The organism is Yersinia fenwicki (genome assembly GCF_043099325.1).
GTDB lineage: Bacteria > Pseudomonadota > Gammaproteobacteria > Enterobacterales > Enterobacteriaceae > Yersinia.
Genome location: NZ_CP170755.1, coordinates 144,518 through 159,566 on the forward strand (window position 1 = coordinate 144,518; position 15,049 = coordinate 159,566).

The window sequence follows — 15,049 nt, forward strand, 5'->3', positions numbered from 1 at the left end:
GGCGATTCATTTAGAAAAGAATTATTCTGGCACTACCCATTTCACCAGCGTATGGCCATGGCCAGAAGGCACCAGTGCTTTGTGTAGCCACGGCAGCAGCGTGTTCATTTGCTGCTCCAGCTTCCACGGCGGGTTAATCACAATCATGCCAGACGCGGTCATACCGTGTTGGTCACTATCAGGGCGAACGGCCAATTCAATTTGCAAGATACGGCGGATGCCAGTGGCTTCCAAATCCCGCAATAGGCGTTTGACTTGCTGGCGTAAAACTACTGGATACCATAATGCATAGGTGCCCGTTGCAAAGCGTTTATAACCTTCCTGAATACCTTTCACCACATCCTGATAATCAGTTTTCATTTCATACGGTGGGTCGATAAGAATCAGCCCACGGCGTGATGGTGGCGGTAACTGTGATTTAAGCTGCTGATAACCATCGGCTCGCTGGACTTTGGCGCGCTCATCTTTGGCAAATTCATTGCGCAGTAGCGGGTAATCGCTAGGGTGCAGTTCGGTCAGATGGATTTTGTCGTATTCACGCAGTAAATGGCGGGCAATCAACGGTGAGCCAGGATAGTAACGCAACTTCTCACTACGATTAAAATAATTGATTGCACTCATATACGGGGCTAAATCAGCGGGTAAGTCATCGCGTTGCCACAGTTGGCCGATACCTTCAAGGTATTCACCCGTGCGTTCAGCATGTTCGCCGCTTAACTGATAGCGGCCAGCACCGGCGTGAGTATCCAGATACAGGAACGGTTTTTCTTTTTCTTTCAAAGACTCAATAATCAGGCTTTGAACGGTATGTTTCAGAACGTCGGCATGGTTGCCGGCGTGAAAACTATGGCGGTAACTTAACATTTTATTTTAACCAATTGATATATCTGTACATTGTGGCAGTGTTTCTTGCGGCCTTTCTTTGTGGATGCGACTAAACATCGTCGTCAGTCACCGCAGCCAACACATTATGGCAACCAGTATAAACTGTCTGGTGGATAAAAAGTGAAAAGCATTAATTGGTGATAAAAATCCCATCGTTCCACAATGGAAAGGTTGAGGCTGTTGATTGGCCAATTTAAGCCGTCAGCCATTGATTTTCATACTGACAGACCTCATCTTAATTATTAATACGTAATTTATTCTCTGTTGCTGGGCACTGTCTGGCGCTGAAATTCAAAAAATAATCAGGACTTCCTTATGATAAATCCGCTGTTGACCCCGTTCTCCCTGCCGCCATTTTCTGCTATTCACCCTGAAGATATCGTGCCTGCGGTGAAATCTGCATTGGATGAATGCCGTCAAGCGGTGGAGCGAGTGGTCGCCCAACCAGGCCCTTTCACCTGGGATAATTTGTGCCAGCCATTGGCTGAATCCGATGATCGCTTATCACGCATTTGGTCGCCCGTTGGGCATTTGAATTCAGTCAAAAACAGCCCGGAATTGCGTGAGGCTTATGAACAAAGTTTGCCACTGCTGTCTGAATATGGCACTTGGGTCGGTCAGCATAAAGGTTTGTATCAGGCTTATGTCAGCTTGAAAGAAGGGCCGGGGTTTGATGCCTTGACGGCGCCACAGCGTAAAGCGGTAGAAAATGCGCTGCGTGATTTCCAGTTATCTGGTATTGGTCTGGAGCCGGAGCAACAAAAACGTTATGGCGAAATTGTGGCCCGCTTATCTGAGTTGGGGTCGACTTACAGCAATAACGTGCTCGATGCCACTATGGGTTGGAGCAAGTTGATTAGCGATGTTGAGCAACTGAAAGGTTTGCCAGAAAGTGCATTAGCTGCCGCTAAAGCGATGGCCGAAGCCAAAGAGCAAGAGGGCTGGTTGCTGACTCTGGATATGCCGAGTTACTTGCCGGTGCTGACTTATGCCGATAACGCTGAACTGCGCGAAGAGATGTATCGCGCCTTTGCCACTCGCGCTTCTGATCAAGGGCCGAATGCGGGCAAATGGGATAACAGCGAAATCATGGCCGAAATCCTGACATTGCGCCATGAATTGGCTCAATTACTGGGCTTTAACAGTTATGCCGATAAATCACTGGCGACCAAGATGGCAGAAAGCCCACAACAGGTGCTGGGCTTCTTGAATGATTTGGCAAAACGCGCGCGGCCACAAGCAGAAGAAGAGCTGGCACAGTTACGTGCTTTTGCTGAAAAGCATTATGGTGTCAGCGAGTTAGCCGCGTGGGATATCACTTATTACTCCGAAAAACAGAAGCAGCATTTGTTCTCCATCAGCGACGAGCAGTTGCGCCCTTACTTCCCGGAACAGCGGGTGGTAGAAGGGCTGTTTGAAGTGGTTAAACGCATTTATGGCATTACGGCCAAAGAACACCATGATGTTGATACCTGGCATCCAGATGTGCGTTTCTTCGAGCTATATGATGCCAGCGGTGAACTGCGCGGTAGCTTCTATCTGGACTTATATGCCCGCGAACATAAGCGCGGTGGAGCCTGGATGGACGATTGTGTCGGCAGCTTGCGTTTAGCGAATGGCCAATTACAAAAACCTGTTGCTTATCTAACCTGTAACTTTAACGGGCCAGTGGGCGGCAAACCGGCGCTGTTTACTCATAACGAAGTGACAACATTGTTCCATGAGTTCGGCCACGGTTTACATCATATGTTGACCCAAATTGATACTGCCGGTGTCTCTGGTATCAACGGCGTACCGTGGGATGCGGTCGAATTGCCAAGCCAGTTTATGGAAAATTGGTGCTGGGAACCGGAAGCACTGGCATTTATTTCTGGTCATTACGAAACCCATGAGCCACTGCCACAAGAGATGCTGGATAAACTACTGGCGGCGAAAAACTATCAGGCGGCACTGTTTATCCTGCGTCAACTGGAATTCGGACTATTCGATTTCCGTATGCATTATGAGTTCGATCCACTGACTGGCGCGCAGATCCTGCCGATCTTATATGAAGTGAAAAAACAGGTTGCGGTAGTGCCATCGCCAACTTGGGGGCGTTTCCCACATGCCTTTAGTCATATCTTTGCTGGTGGTTATGCCGCGGGTTATTACAGTTATTTGTGGGCGGAAGTGCTCTCGGCTGATGCTTTCTCGCGCTTTGAAGAGGAAGGTATTTTCAATGCCGCAACAGGGCAGTCGTTCCTCGATAATGTTCTGTCCCGTGGCGGTTCTGAGGAGCCAATGACTCTGTTCAAGCGCTTCCGTGGCCGTGAGCCGCAGTTGGATGCTATGCTGCGCCATTACGGTATTAAGGGCTAGAATGTGTCACAGGTAAGTATTTGTTTATTGTCTGAAGCAGGCGCCGATCCCGGCGCCTTGTCTATTCTGGCTGAACGCTGGGGGTTGGTGTCTGACGAGCAGTCTATTATGGCGCTGGTTTTAACACCTGAGCGCCTTGAATTGCGTAAGCGGGATGAGCCAAAACTCGGCGGCATTTATGTTGATTTTGTTGCTGGCACGCTAGCCCATCGTCGTAAATTTGGTGGTGGGCGCGGTGAGGCGGTCGCTAAAGCTGTCGGTATCAAAAAAGGGTATCTGCCACGTGTAGTCGATGCTACGGCAGGCCTTGGGCGAGATGCTTTTGTACTGGCGGCACTGGGTTGCTATGTGCAAATGCTGGAGCGCAATCCAGTGGTTGCCGCATTGCTGGATGATGGTTTGCGCCGTGGCTATGAGGATGCGGAAATTGGCCCGTGGTTACGCGAGCGGTTAACGTTATTACATGCTTCCAGCTTAACCGCGCTGGCGAAAATTGAGCCTCGGCCCGAAGTTGTGTATCTCGATCCGATGTACCCGCACCGGCAAAAAAGTGCGTTGGTTAAAAAGGAAATGCGGGTATTCCAATCATTGGTCGGGGCTGACGAAGACGCCGATGGTTTACTGGCACCGGCACGCGCATTGGCCACTAAACGGGTGGTGGTTAAGCGCCCGGATTATGCCGAACCACTGGCAGGTATTGCAGCACAGGCCGCAGTGACCACCAAAAGTCATCGTTTTGATCTTTATTTTCCTTAGCGGCATGCCTTTGGATATAGGCTGCGGCACTTGAGTGTTAGCAGCCTGTCATAAAGGGTTAGGTTGTTAGTCGCGGTGCACAAATAAAATCATGAGTGGTTAGTTGGTGTTTACCTGCGAGTTTAATCACCATATCTGTCTGATCGGTATGATCAAAATTAATCATTAAGTAGGTGAGATCACTCGTCTCACCATAAAATTGCGCTACTTCAGTACGGTCATGATGATGGTCTGTAGATCTAAATCCATCCGTTAGTATAATCTTACTGCTCGCTAGATATGATATATCTATTTTATCGTGACCAGATTCAAAGTCATATATTGTATCAGCAGCATTTAGTGTTGAATCATTTATGTCACGATAACAAAATATGTCTCGCCCTTTCTCACCCCAAAGATGATCAGCGCCTATCCCTCCATATAATTGATCATCGCCATCCCCCCCTTTTAAAGTATTATTGACCTGATTGCCGATTAATACATCATCACCACTGCCTGCGATGGCGTTTTCAATGATCACATTAAAAGCAATTGAGACATTACTGGATAACATACCGACATTTGAAAAACTGCCCTGATTAAGATTAATGATTTGATTCTGTGTATAACCGGAAAAGTCAGAACTATCGATGCCAGCGGCATCCCATACACAGAATATTAATGGATCGTTACTGTGGTGTGCACTGAAATGCTTTCTATCACTATTAGAATTAAAACCATAGATGGTATTACCGGTGCGGGTACGCATATTGGCACCATAAAGGTATTGAAGTGCAGCGATATCATACAGTTGTGGTGTGGAAGCAGAATACTCACGATAGTTAGCACCTGAAAGCTGCTCAGAGAAATAGCTCATAACACTTTCTCGTTGCGTCAAGCCAACTGTGTCATGAGTATGTTTCAAACTAACGGCATGTAAGACTTCATGAGCGATAACGTGACCGCCATAATTTAAGTTAGTAGGAGTAAGGTTCTCTGAGATGTCTGCATTGATGAATATCGGGCTCAGGTTTCGTCTACTAGGAATGTGTGCATAACCTGCCGCTCTGATAGGTTTATCCGGGTGGACATTGACGATGGGGATATTAGCTTGACTATCTTTAACCTCAGTAAAAATTATATTTGCCACATCTGATATATTTATAAATGTGGATTTTGCTTGGTCAATCTGTGACGGATTAAGAGACGATATTGGCGTATTATGATTAAGTTTATAATAATGATATTCTTTTGGTATTTCCTGAGTAAATGAAAAGTTCACCGTAGTAATGTTGTTACTATTTTTTATTTCCCATTTTTCACGATGAGTTATTGCCGTATAATCTATTTTTTCCAAGTTCTTAATGGTGTTTTTTATTTCTTCCATGAATATATAACCCTGCAATTATTTAAAATCATATTATTTGAAATGTATTAATGAGCAGATATATTACTGATTAGATTATTGTTATAAATAAGCGAAATCTTAAAGCGAAATTTTAAGATGAATGAGTTAACCAATATGAATATGAGTGGTGAATATAATTGGATATAATCCCATATTCTTATCGATATTTATCTCAAAGAATATGGGGTTTTATTATTTACAGCACACCTTGGGCCAGCATAGCATCGGCTACTTTGACAAAGGCGGCAATATTAGCGCCATGAACATAGTGGGTTTGCTTACCTTCACCGCCATATTCGACACAAGATTGGTGAATATCCAGCATGATGTGGTGTAAGCGGACATCAACTTTCTCTGATTTCCAGCTCAGGCGAGCCGCATTCTGTGCCATTTCCAGGCCAGAGGTTGCAACGCCACCGGCATTGGCAGCTTTACCCGGCGCAAACAAAACACCAGCATCGAGGAAAGCATCGGTTGCCTGAATGGTCGTTGGCATATTAGCGCCTTCGGCAACGGCTTTAACCCCATTAGCAATGAGCTGACGGGCGGCAGGTAAATCCAGCTCGTTTTGTGTTGCGCAAGGCAAGGCGATATCAACCGGGACATTCCACGGCTGCTGGCCTGCTAAATAAACCAGATTACGTTCACGGGCATAATCTTCGATGCTGCCGTAACGTTTGTTTTTAATCTCGGCCAAATGGGCCAATTTTTCCGGCGTAAAGCCTTCCTCATCAACCACAGTACCACAGGAGTCAGAGGCGGTAATGACTCGAGCGCCCAGCTCCATAGCTTTTTCGATAGTATATTGAGCCACGTTACCTGCGCCAGAAACAGAGACTCTTCTCCCTTCAAAACCTAAACCGTGGCGCTTGAGCATAGCATCGGTGAAATAAACTAAGCCGTAACCGGTAGCTTCTGGGCGAATAAGACTGCCGCCGAAAGAAAGCCCTTTGCCGGTGAAAACACAGGCGGTGTTATTGGATAGTTTCTTCATCATGCCGGACATAAAGGCGACTTCGCGGCCACCTACACCAATGTCACCCGCAGGAACATCAGTATCCGGGCCCAGATGACGATAAAGCTCGGTCATCAGTGCCTGGCAAAAACGCATGACTTCTGCCTGACTTTTCCCTTTCGGATTAAAATCAGAACCGCCTTTGCCCCCGCCCATTGGCAGTGTTGTCAGGGCATTTTTAAAGGTCTGTTCAAAACCCAAGAACTTAAGGATGGATAAGTTTACTGATGGATGGAAGCGCATCCCGCCCTTATAGGGGCCAATCGCAGAGTTAAACTGAACACGCCATGCACGGTTGACCTGTACTTTTCCTTGATCGTCAGTCCATGCAACGCGGAATTGGATGACGCGTTCCGGTTCGACTAAACGTTCCAGTAGGCTTTGTTCTCGGTAATGAGGGTTTTGCTCCAGAAAAGGCCACAGTGACGTGAAAACTTCACGTACGGCTTGGAGGTATTCCGGTTGATTGGCATCACGTTGTTGTAAAGATTCTAAAAATGACTCCAGAGAGGTTAAAGCATTCATCACTAATAATTCCTTGTACCAATTAAGACTCTCCTGACAGATTTTTGCGGCCTATTATTATTATCCAAAATAGTGAGGAGACGATGTTGTGCATCTTCGACTATATCACTGGTTTATATTCATGCCGCAAGGGATTTTGATAAAAACTTAGCAGGGTTATTAATGTGAGGAAATATAGGGTTGGGGCGGGGTTCAGCATAAAAAAACGCCCGCTAAAGGCGGGCGTGAGAGGTGATGATGCTAAGTTAATGTAGCTTATGTAGCTTAATCATCTTCACCATTTTCATCATCGCGCAGTGGTACGATGAGCATATCGACATGTACGGTGTTGATCAGTTGGCGTGCTGAAGACATCAACTTGCTCCAGAAATCCTGGTGATGGCCACATAATACCAAGTCCATATCGTATTTCTTAATGGCATCAACCAGTACCTGACCCAAATCGCCACTACCGCTCAGTGTTTGTTCAATTGGATAGCCTGCGTTTTGAGAAAGCTCGGTCAACGCATTGTGTGTTTCTTCAGAAATGCGTTTCTGCATATCGCCAAGATTAACGTCGATCAGGCCGGTATAGAGATCTGAGTAGTTTACATCGACATGGATCAGGGAAACTTTGGCATTGTACGGTCTAGCCATTGAGACCGCTTTTTCCACCAACACCTTACTTTCCGGAGATAGGTCAACCGCAATCAGAATGTGTTTGTAAGCCATAAGTAAACTCCTTCCATAATGTTAATTAATGGGTAAGCAAACATTCAACCTTTTGAACGGGTGCTAACACGATATCTACATAGTACCATTATGACCCTTAACCGAAGTGTTTCATGGATCACAACACACTGTTTTGATGATGATCACTAAAGTCAGCGTCTGTCTTTTTACACCAAAAACTGACCAAACTCTACCGCGCTTGGCCATAACATATCGTCGCACTGATTGAATTTAAAGCAGATCATTACCCTAAGTATAGCGCTGTTCAGATAGCATGATGTGCGTAATTTTATATTTGTGATGTAAATATAACCTAAAAATAATAGCCGCTTGATTTACATAAATCAGTTAAGAAAGATTAATATTTAGACAGTATTTTCGGGTGGAACCAGTATTTTATAATGAGCAAAGTTCGTTATAAGTTAATACTAATCGATACTTAGTAACCACCCAATTTAGCTTAATTTAGAGATTATCAGGCTATTTCTCATTTCATTTCCTACACTCATAAAGGGAGTCCAACACGTTCAGATAGTGTGTCGAGTGGATATCATATCGAGTCACAATCAGTGAGCGAACAATAGGGGGTGACTTTTGAGGCCCTGGGGGTGTTTGTATCGGCTAGAGTGAGCGATAGCGCAAGGGTTCAGGGGAATGGACTTGGTGCGTGTGATATCGCTGGGAGGATGATTATGATCAGTACCGTCGCGCTTTTTTGGGCTTTGTGTGTGGTATGTGTAATTAATATGGCGCGTTATTATTCATCATTGCGTGCTTTGTTAGTGGTATTACGTGGTTGCGACCCGTTGCTGTATCAATACGTTGATGGTGGTGGATTTTTCACCTCTCACGGTCAGCCGAGCAAACAGATTAGATTAGTCGGTTATATCTTTGCTCAACGTTATCTTGATCATCATGACCCGGAATTTATTCGCCGTTGTGAGAGGCTACGTGGGCAGTTTATCCTGACTAGCGCATTATGTGGTTTGGTTATGGTTAGTCTGCTGGGCTTAATATTGTGGTATTAGTATGAATTTTTGGCATAACAATACGTAAAAAGGCGACCGATAAGGCCGCCTTTTATTTATCTCAAATTCGAGTTTTCTCAATGCGAGTATAACTGTTTCGCTGGATTTAAATAAATTTCAACGCTATCCAGTATAACCCGCCGGAAAGAAGAATTGAGATTGGCAAGGTTAAGACCCACGCCAACATAATATTCTTCACCGTCTTACTCTGCACACCACCGCCATCCACCAACATGGTGCCGGCAACCGCTGATGAGAGCACTTGAGTTGTCGATACTGGCATACCGGTGTAACTGGCAATACCAATGGAGACCGCCGCAGTCATCTGAGCAGAAACCCCTTGTGCGTAGGTCATGCCTTTCTTACCGATTTTCTCACCGATAGTGACTGCAACACGTTTCCAGCCAACCATGGTACCCAAAGACAGGGCCAGAGCGACGGCAACGATAATCCAGGTTGGTGCGTATTCCACGGTTTCTAACAAATCTGTGCGCAGATTATTGAGGAAACGGCGGTCTTGAGCACTGGTTTCTGGCAGTTTGGCAACGGCCCCAGCGGTCTCAGCAACACACATCAGCAAGCGGCGCATATGGCTACGTTGATCGACCGTCAGGTCGTCATAGCTTTGCAGATTTGCTAACAGCGTCTGTGCATGATCAATCGCTATCATGGCGCGTGAACTATCACAGTGGAACTGTTCTGGGGTGTTTGGCAATGTATCTGGTGTCGGTACCAGTGGCTTCAGTGCGATAGCATGAGGCAATGCTTCAACATGCTGTTGATAATATTGTTGCAGATGAGTCACTGCATCGCGGGTGCGGGCAATATCATAGCCTGTTGCATTCATATTCACGACAAACCCAGCCGGAGCTACGCCGATTAATACCAGCATGATCAAGCCAATCCCTTTCTGACCATCGTTAGCGCCATGAGAGAAACTCACGCCAATAGCCGAGAGGATCAGGGCAGTGCGGGTCCAGAATGGCGGTTTACGTTTACCGTCTTTCTTTTCACGTTCCGCGGGGGTCAGGTGAATACGTTGCTGCTTCTTAGTCCCGTTCCAGTAACGACGTAACAGGAACACCATCAAACCAGCAATAACCAGACCCACAATCGGGGATAAGATTAAAGACAGGAAGATTTGAATCATCTTAGGAACGTTCAGTGCATCTACCACAGATGTACTGGTCATTAATGCATTGGTTAAACCAATACCGATGATTGCACCAATCAGCGTATGCGAACTGGAGGCTGGGATACCGAAATACCACGTGCCCAAATTCCAGATGATCGCCGCCAGCAGCATAGAGAAGACCATCGCCAACCCATGTGCCGAACTGACATTTAACAGCAGATCAGTAGGCAGTAAGTGAACAATGGCATAAGCCACGCTCAAACCACCCAGCATCACGCCGAGGAAATTAAACACCCCTGCCATCACGACAGCCACCTGTGAACGCATGGCGCGGGTATATATTACGGTTGCAACCGCATTGGCTGTGTCATGAAAACCATTGATGGCTTCGTAAAACAGCACAAACAACAAAGCAAGAACTAACATTAGGCCGGTATGGAAATCCAGGCCAGCGAAAAGATGTAGCATAAGCGTTACGCCAGTTTGTGGACATGAACGCGGCGCATTATCAGTGACAATGGGGTGTGGGGAAAAGGAAAATATGACCTTTTTTTGACATGACCGCGGATGAATTCGCCATTTTTAACAATATATATATGGTATATCAGCAGGTTACTTAGTTTTACTCTATGAGACATTTTCTTACTCTAGCTTCCTGAGAGTGGGCGACTTACAATCTCCCGCCGCTAATTTGTCGGTTGAATGAACGAATAGTATGCAGTTTGGCGAAAAAACGGACACTTTTGCAGTGATGATGATTTTACTCAGTGAGGCCCAGTGTGGAACAGTTTGATGTGGTAGTGATAGGCGCAGGTGCTGCGGGCCTGTTTTGTGCAGCTCAAGCTGGGCAAGCGGGGTGCCGGGTACTCTTGGTGGATAATGGCAAAAAGGCTGGACGCAAGATATTGATGTCCGGTGGTGGTCGCTGTAACTTCACTAATATGTTTGTCGAACCCGCAGCTTACCTCTCACAAAATTCTCATTTCTGTAAATCTGCTTTAGCACGTTACACCCAATGGGATTTCATTGATCTGATGAATCGCTATAACATCGCCTGGCATGAAAAAACGCTAGGGCAACTGTTTTGTGATGATTCAGCCCAACAAGTGGTTGAGCTTTTACTGAAAGAGTGCGAATTGGGGCAAGTCACGATTCGATTACGCAGCGATGTGCTGTCAGTGGTAAAAACCGAGACGGGTTTCGTGTTGCAGGTTAATGATATTAAAGTGAGCGCTCACTCACTTGTGGTGGCTTCAGGTGGATTATCTATGCCGGGATTGGGAGCCTCTCCCTTCGGTTATAAGTTGGCAGAACAGTTTGGTTTGAAAGTATTACCGACTCGCGCCGCTTTGGTTCCCTTTACTCTGCACAAGCCTTTGTTAGATCATCTGCAAACACTCTCTGGTGTTTCAGTCCCAGCGGTGGTGACGGCAGAGAATGGTGTCAGTTTCCGTGAGAGTATTTTATTTACCCATCGTGGTCTTTCTGGCCCTGCAATTTTACAACTATCAAGCTATTGGCAGGCTGGCGAGTATGTGAGCATTAACTTACTTCCCGACACTGATTTAGATGTATTTCTGGACAATGAGCGGCAAGCTCATCCTAATCAAACGTTGAAGAACACGCTGGCTCAACTGTTACCTAAGCGGTTGGTGGAATGTCTACAGACGCTGGAGCAACTGCCGGATGTCACTTTGAAGCAGCTAAATGTGCCGCAACAGGCTGCGTTGGTGGCAAACCTGCAACAGTGGCGGGTACAACCTAATGGAACAGAAGGCTATCGTACTGCTGAGGTCACGATTGGTGGCGTCGATACCCAAGAGCTCTCCTCCAAAACCATGGAAGCTCATAAAGTGCCTGGGTTGTACTTTATTGGTGAAGTGGTTGATGTCACTGGTTGGTTAGGGGGCTATAACTTCCAATGGGCCTGGAGCTCTGCCTGGGCCTGTGCGCAGGCACTGGCGGCCAAACAGAGATAATGGTATTTATTACTCAGTTATCGACCCCAGGCTTATATAAGCCTGGGGTTTTGTTTCCCTGATGTGGCGTAAAGGCTTAGGTGGCGTTATTTAGCTTGCGCCTCAAGAGTGAAACTCTCTTGAACGGCGACGGCTTCTTGGATGACTACCGTTTCGGTACCTATTTTCGCCACACCACGGCAACCGTCACCATAATGTTCACCTTCCCAACGCCCAACCAGTGCTGCACCAACCGCATTACTCATCACGTTAGTGGCTGAACGACCCATATCGAGGAAGGGATCAACACCCATTAATAGAATCAAGCCAGCTTCCGGGATATTAAATTGGCTGAGAGTGGCTGCGATAACCACTAATGACGCGCGCGGCACGCCCGCCATGCCTTTAGAGGTCAGCATCAGAATTAACAACATGGTGATTTGCTCGCCCATGCTCAGATGAATATTACATGCCTGAGCAATAAATATGACTGCAAATGAGCAATATGCCATCGAGCCTACCAGGTTGAATGAGTAACCGATAGGGAGAACAAAACTGGCAATTTTGTTAGAAACGCCGAACTCTTCCAGTTTTTCTAACGTGCCGGGGAAGGCGGCTTCAGAGCTTGAAGTAGTAAAGGCAAGTAGCGCAGGCTCGCTGATACTTCTGACTAACCGGAAAATACAACGGCCAATTAGCAGAGCAGAGCAACCAATCAAAATAACCCACAATAGGGCAAGAGTAAGATAGAACTCGCCCATAAAGATACCGGCACTAACCAATACGCTTAAACCACGTTCAGAAATCATCGCTGAAATAGCGGCAAAGACGGTCAACGGAGCAAATAGCATGACATAACCTGTGAGTTTCATCATCAGGTGAGCCAGTGATTCCAATACCGAAACAATAGGTTTTGCCTTCTCACCAATAGCTGAAAGGCTAACCCCCATGAAGACGGAGAATACAACAATTTGCAGGATTTCGTTGCGTGCCATCGCATCAACAATACTGGTTGGAATGGCATGCGAGATAAAGACCTTCGCGGAGAATGGAACTGGTGCAATACCGTCTACAGCACTGGCGGTTGCGGCTACGAAGTTAATGCCATCCCCTGGTTTTAGGAGGTTAACCACCACTAAACCGAGCAGAATGGAAATGAATGCTGCGCAAATAAACAGGAACAGCGTTTTTGAAAAAACGCGTCCTAATGTTTTGGCATCACCCATTTTGGCAATCCCAACCACTAATGTTGAGATGATTAACGGGGCAATGATCATTTTGATCAATCGTAGGAATATATCGGTAAAAATAGATATTTCAGATGCGTACGACTTTGCAAAATCAGGGCTGCTAAAGGAATTTATTAAAAACCCGACGATAATACCTATTATCAGACCCAATATGATCATTGTGGTCAAACTTTTTGATTTCATAATGATTCCATTTATAAGTAGGGTGGTATTGTTTTTTTTAAGTCATTTAATAATGTTACTGATGTTGTGTTTATCGGTATATTGAAAACGGTGCAGGGCGAAGCACATAGCGCAGCACAATGCACCGGATGATTTAGGAAATATATTCTACGGTTACAACTAATGAAAAACTAAATATTGAACTCAAGTTTCAATAATGGTGCATGTTGTTGGGCGCCATAGACGTCAGTGTCGCCTACGGCGCCAGATACAAGGCTACGTGGCATGACCACTTTGACGGCGTTCGCCGGATCAAACCAAACAATGCGATGGACAAGGCCAGGTTCAATTTTATAAAGTTTTGCTATCAGTTCTTTTTTAAATTGGCCGGATGTTTTAATGGATGAATATATCTCTTTATCCTTAAATAAAATATCTAACACTAATTCATATGGCCCGGCATTTTTTGATCTGACGACATGAGCTAAATCTAAAATTGATATTTTCATGCCATCGCTCCTTCTGTTGTGACATTTTCCAGACGAAACTTAAAGGCAATCTCTGGTGTATATTCCATTAAGTGATAAATGGAGAATTCATAAACCAGACCGGCCCTAATATCTGATGGGGAAAATGGGAAAGCTAAATTACCTGCGGTTGCAATTCGGCCAGCATAACCATAATGAAGCAAGGTAGAGCGGGCCAGTGAGCAAATGCTGTCGGCAGTCGCTTGAGATGGGGCCACAACATCGAGCAAAATACCTAATTCATAAGACGTGGTATCCGGCTCCGGCTCCATTTTCCCCATCACGCCATTTTTGCCGTACAGATGAAAGTTAAGCTGCACTGAGTCTGGCTCAATACTCAGGTTTTTTTCCACACTTTTGCGCACTTCAAGCAAGATGTTATCGATATCGGCAATCATAATCGAGTCGCGTGTGCCAGCAATACTCAGTGTACGATAACCGACCGGGCGAGCACCTTCCAGCTTCACGGTGTAGGGCGTATGTTCATGTACCGATCCAGTGACGCGCACCTGACCATTACCCACATCTTTAAAGTTACATGCTTTCAGATTCAATGCCCCACCGGGGCCAGGTAAGAAGTAAGGATCTGATTTTTCATATAATGTATGTGCAGCAGCAGAGGTTTCAGTGAACTGGCGCTTCTCGTTGAAGGTCTTCAACGTAAAACCGGTTTCATCCAGAATACCCATCGCACAGTCAGAACCTGATCCCGGTGTTGCTGCAATGGCAGCGCACTCCAGAATTTTCCCACAATGTAACGCCAGGCCTTCATCGAACCCCATCATGATAGGGAGCGCGGCGAAGCATGCGGGGTCATAAGCACGGCCACCTAACACCACTTGTGCGCCAGCCTGTAATGCTTCCTGGAAAGGCTCAATTCCCATCTGTGCAACGATATAAGTTGTTGCATCAATGGCTTCATGAGTCAATTCAGGGACAAAATCCAGCGCCTGAATTTTGCTTGCATCAAGGGCTGCATGAACCGCTTCTTTACTCACATCAGCAGGAATAACCGCCAGAGTAAAGTTTAGCGACTCTTCTTGGGCAATTTCTAAAATGATCTGGCGACACCATTCCAAATGCGGTGCGGCTCCTGATCCACCGGCAGTGCCGATAACCACCGGAATGCCCTGTTTCACACCTGCGGTTATCATATAGCGCAGATCCCGTTTGACTCCCGCCCGATCGGTAAATGGTTTGCCTGAACCCAGATAGTGCGGGCCGGGATCAGAGGAACCCGCGTCCACGGCGATTAAATCAGGTGATTCCTCCATCGCCCTTATAAAGCTTTCTTCTGGAAATCCATATCCCAGAATGGCTGTTGGCGATAGGATTTTAAAAGTTTTAGACAT

The 15,049-nt window shown here is 46.1% G+C and carries 12 protein-coding genes; 4 read left to right on the forward strand and 8 right to left on the reverse strand.

Annotated elements, in window-relative coordinates; genetic code table 11:
* Positions 1–21: 21 nt before the first annotated feature.
* Positions 22–864 carry a 23S rRNA (adenine(2030)-N(6))-methyltransferase RlmJ gene (locus ACF3VQ_RS00590; RefSeq protein ID WP_050076663.1) on the reverse strand — a complete coding sequence of 281 codons (843 nt, stop codon included), beginning with the start codon at positions 862–864 and terminating at the stop codon, positions 22–24.
* Between the two features lie 336 nt (positions 865–1,200).
* Here ACF3VQ_RS00590 and prlC point away from each other — a divergent pair, with 336 nt between their 5' ends.
* Together prlC and rsmJ are read left to right on the forward strand one after the other, a co-directional pair.
* Entirely contained in the window at positions 1,201–3,243 is a 2,043-nt protein-coding gene (gene prlC / locus ACF3VQ_RS00595) for an oligopeptidase A (protein WP_392432992.1), read from the forward strand.
* Positions 3,244–3,246: 3 nt separating this feature from the next.
* Positions 3,247–3,999 (forward strand): 16S rRNA (guanine(1516)-N(2))-methyltransferase RsmJ, encoded by a 753-nt coding sequence (gene rsmJ / locus ACF3VQ_RS00600; protein ID WP_392432993.1) that lies wholly within the window; start codon positions 3,247–3,249, stop codon positions 3,997–3,999.
* A 58-nt stretch (positions 4,000–4,057) separates the two neighbouring features.
* Here the strand turns inward: rsmJ and ACF3VQ_RS00605 are convergent, their stop codons facing one another.
* From ACF3VQ_RS00605 to uspA, 3 genes are all read right to left on the reverse strand, one after another.
* Positions 4,058–5,365, reverse strand: a complete 1,308-nt coding sequence (locus ACF3VQ_RS00605; RefSeq protein WP_392432994.1) for a M10 family metallopeptidase C-terminal domain-containing protein — start codon at positions 5,363–5,365, stop codon at positions 4,058–4,060.
* A gap of 217 nt (positions 5,366–5,582) precedes the next feature.
* Positions 5,583–6,926: an NADP-specific glutamate dehydrogenase gene (gene gdhA / locus ACF3VQ_RS00610; protein ID WP_392432995.1), complete on the reverse strand. Its 1,344-nt coding sequence runs from the start codon at positions 6,924–6,926 to the stop codon at positions 5,583–5,585.
* A gap of 264 nt (positions 6,927–7,190) precedes the next feature.
* Complete coding sequence (gene uspA, locus ACF3VQ_RS00615) at positions 7,191–7,637, reverse strand: universal stress protein UspA (RefSeq protein ID WP_005157389.1); 447 nt, start codon at positions 7,635–7,637, stop codon at positions 7,191–7,193.
* Positions 7,638–8,329: 692 nt separating this feature from the next.
* Here uspA and uspB point away from each other — a divergent pair.
* Positions 8,330–8,665, forward strand: coding sequence for a universal stress protein UspB (uspB, locus tag ACF3VQ_RS00620; RefSeq protein WP_005157391.1), 336 nt, complete (start codon positions 8,330–8,332; stop codon positions 8,663–8,665).
* Positions 8,666–8,771: 106 nt separating this feature from the next.
* On the opposite strand, the gene pitA is transcribed toward uspB, so the two are convergent.
* Positions 8,772–10,268, reverse strand: coding sequence for an inorganic phosphate transporter PitA (pitA, locus tag ACF3VQ_RS00625; RefSeq protein WP_392432996.1), 1,497 nt, complete (start codon positions 10,266–10,268; stop codon positions 8,772–8,774).
* 311 nt (positions 10,269–10,579) lie between these two features.
* Between pitA and ACF3VQ_RS00630 the strand changes: the two genes are divergently transcribed.
* Positions 10,580–11,779 carry an NAD(P)/FAD-dependent oxidoreductase gene (locus ACF3VQ_RS00630; protein WP_392432997.1) on the forward strand — a complete coding sequence of 400 codons (1,200 nt, stop codon included), beginning with the start codon at positions 10,580–10,582 and terminating at the stop codon, positions 11,777–11,779.
* 86 nt (positions 11,780–11,865) lie between these two features.
* On the opposite strand, the gene ACF3VQ_RS00635 is transcribed toward ACF3VQ_RS00630, so the two are convergent.
* From ACF3VQ_RS00635 to ACF3VQ_RS00645, 3 genes are all read right to left on the reverse strand, one after another.
* Positions 11,866–13,191 carry a dicarboxylate/amino acid:cation symporter gene (locus ACF3VQ_RS00635; RefSeq protein ID WP_392432998.1) on the reverse strand — a complete coding sequence of 442 codons (1,326 nt, stop codon included), beginning with the start codon at positions 13,189–13,191 and terminating at the stop codon, positions 11,866–11,868.
* 170 nt (positions 13,192–13,361) lie between these two features.
* Complete coding sequence (locus ACF3VQ_RS00640) at positions 13,362–13,679, reverse strand: DUF4387 domain-containing protein (RefSeq protein WP_392432999.1); 318 nt, start codon at positions 13,677–13,679, stop codon at positions 13,362–13,364.
* Complete coding sequence (locus tag ACF3VQ_RS00645) at positions 13,676–15,049, reverse strand: acyclic terpene utilization AtuA family protein (RefSeq protein WP_392433000.1); 1,374 nt, start codon at positions 15,047–15,049, stop codon at positions 13,676–13,678. The genes ACF3VQ_RS00640 and ACF3VQ_RS00645 overlap by 4 nt, the downstream gene beginning before the upstream one ends.

Bases quoted from the DNA above. Each gene is read 5' to 3' on its own strand.
- ACF3VQ_RS00645 (WP_392433000.1), bottom strand. From the start codon at position 15,049: ATGTCTAAAACTTTTAAAATCCTATCGCCAACAGCCATTCTGGGATAT.
- prlC (WP_392432992.1), top strand. From the start codon at position 1,201: ATGATAAATCCGCTGTTGACCCCGTTCTCCCTGCCGCCATTTTCTGCT.
- uspA (WP_005157389.1), bottom strand. From the start codon at position 7,637: ATGGCTTACAAACACATTCTGATTGCGGTTGACCTATCTCCGGAAAGT.
- ACF3VQ_RS00640 (WP_392432999.1), bottom strand. From the start codon at position 13,679: ATGAAAATATCAATTTTAGATTTAGCTCATGTCGTCAGATCAAAAAAT.
- pitA (WP_392432996.1), bottom strand. From the start codon at position 10,268: ATGCTACATCTTTTCGCTGGCCTGGATTTCCATACCGGCCTAATGTTA.
- ACF3VQ_RS00635 (WP_392432998.1), bottom strand. From the start codon at position 13,191: ATGAAATCAAAAAGTTTGACCACAATGATCATATTGGGTCTGATAATA.
- ACF3VQ_RS00605 (WP_392432994.1), bottom strand. From the start codon at position 5,365: ATGGAAGAAATAAAAAACACCATTAAGAACTTGGAAAAAATAGATTAT.
- uspB (WP_005157391.1), top strand. From the start codon at position 8,330: ATGATCAGTACCGTCGCGCTTTTTTGGGCTTTGTGTGTGGTATGTGTA.
- gdhA (WP_392432995.1), bottom strand. From the start codon at position 6,926: ATGAATGCTTTAACCTCTCTGGAGTCATTTTTAGAATCTTTACAACAA.
- ACF3VQ_RS00590 (WP_050076663.1), bottom strand. From the start codon at position 864: ATGTTAAGTTACCGCCATAGTTTTCACGCCGGCAACCATGCCGACGTT.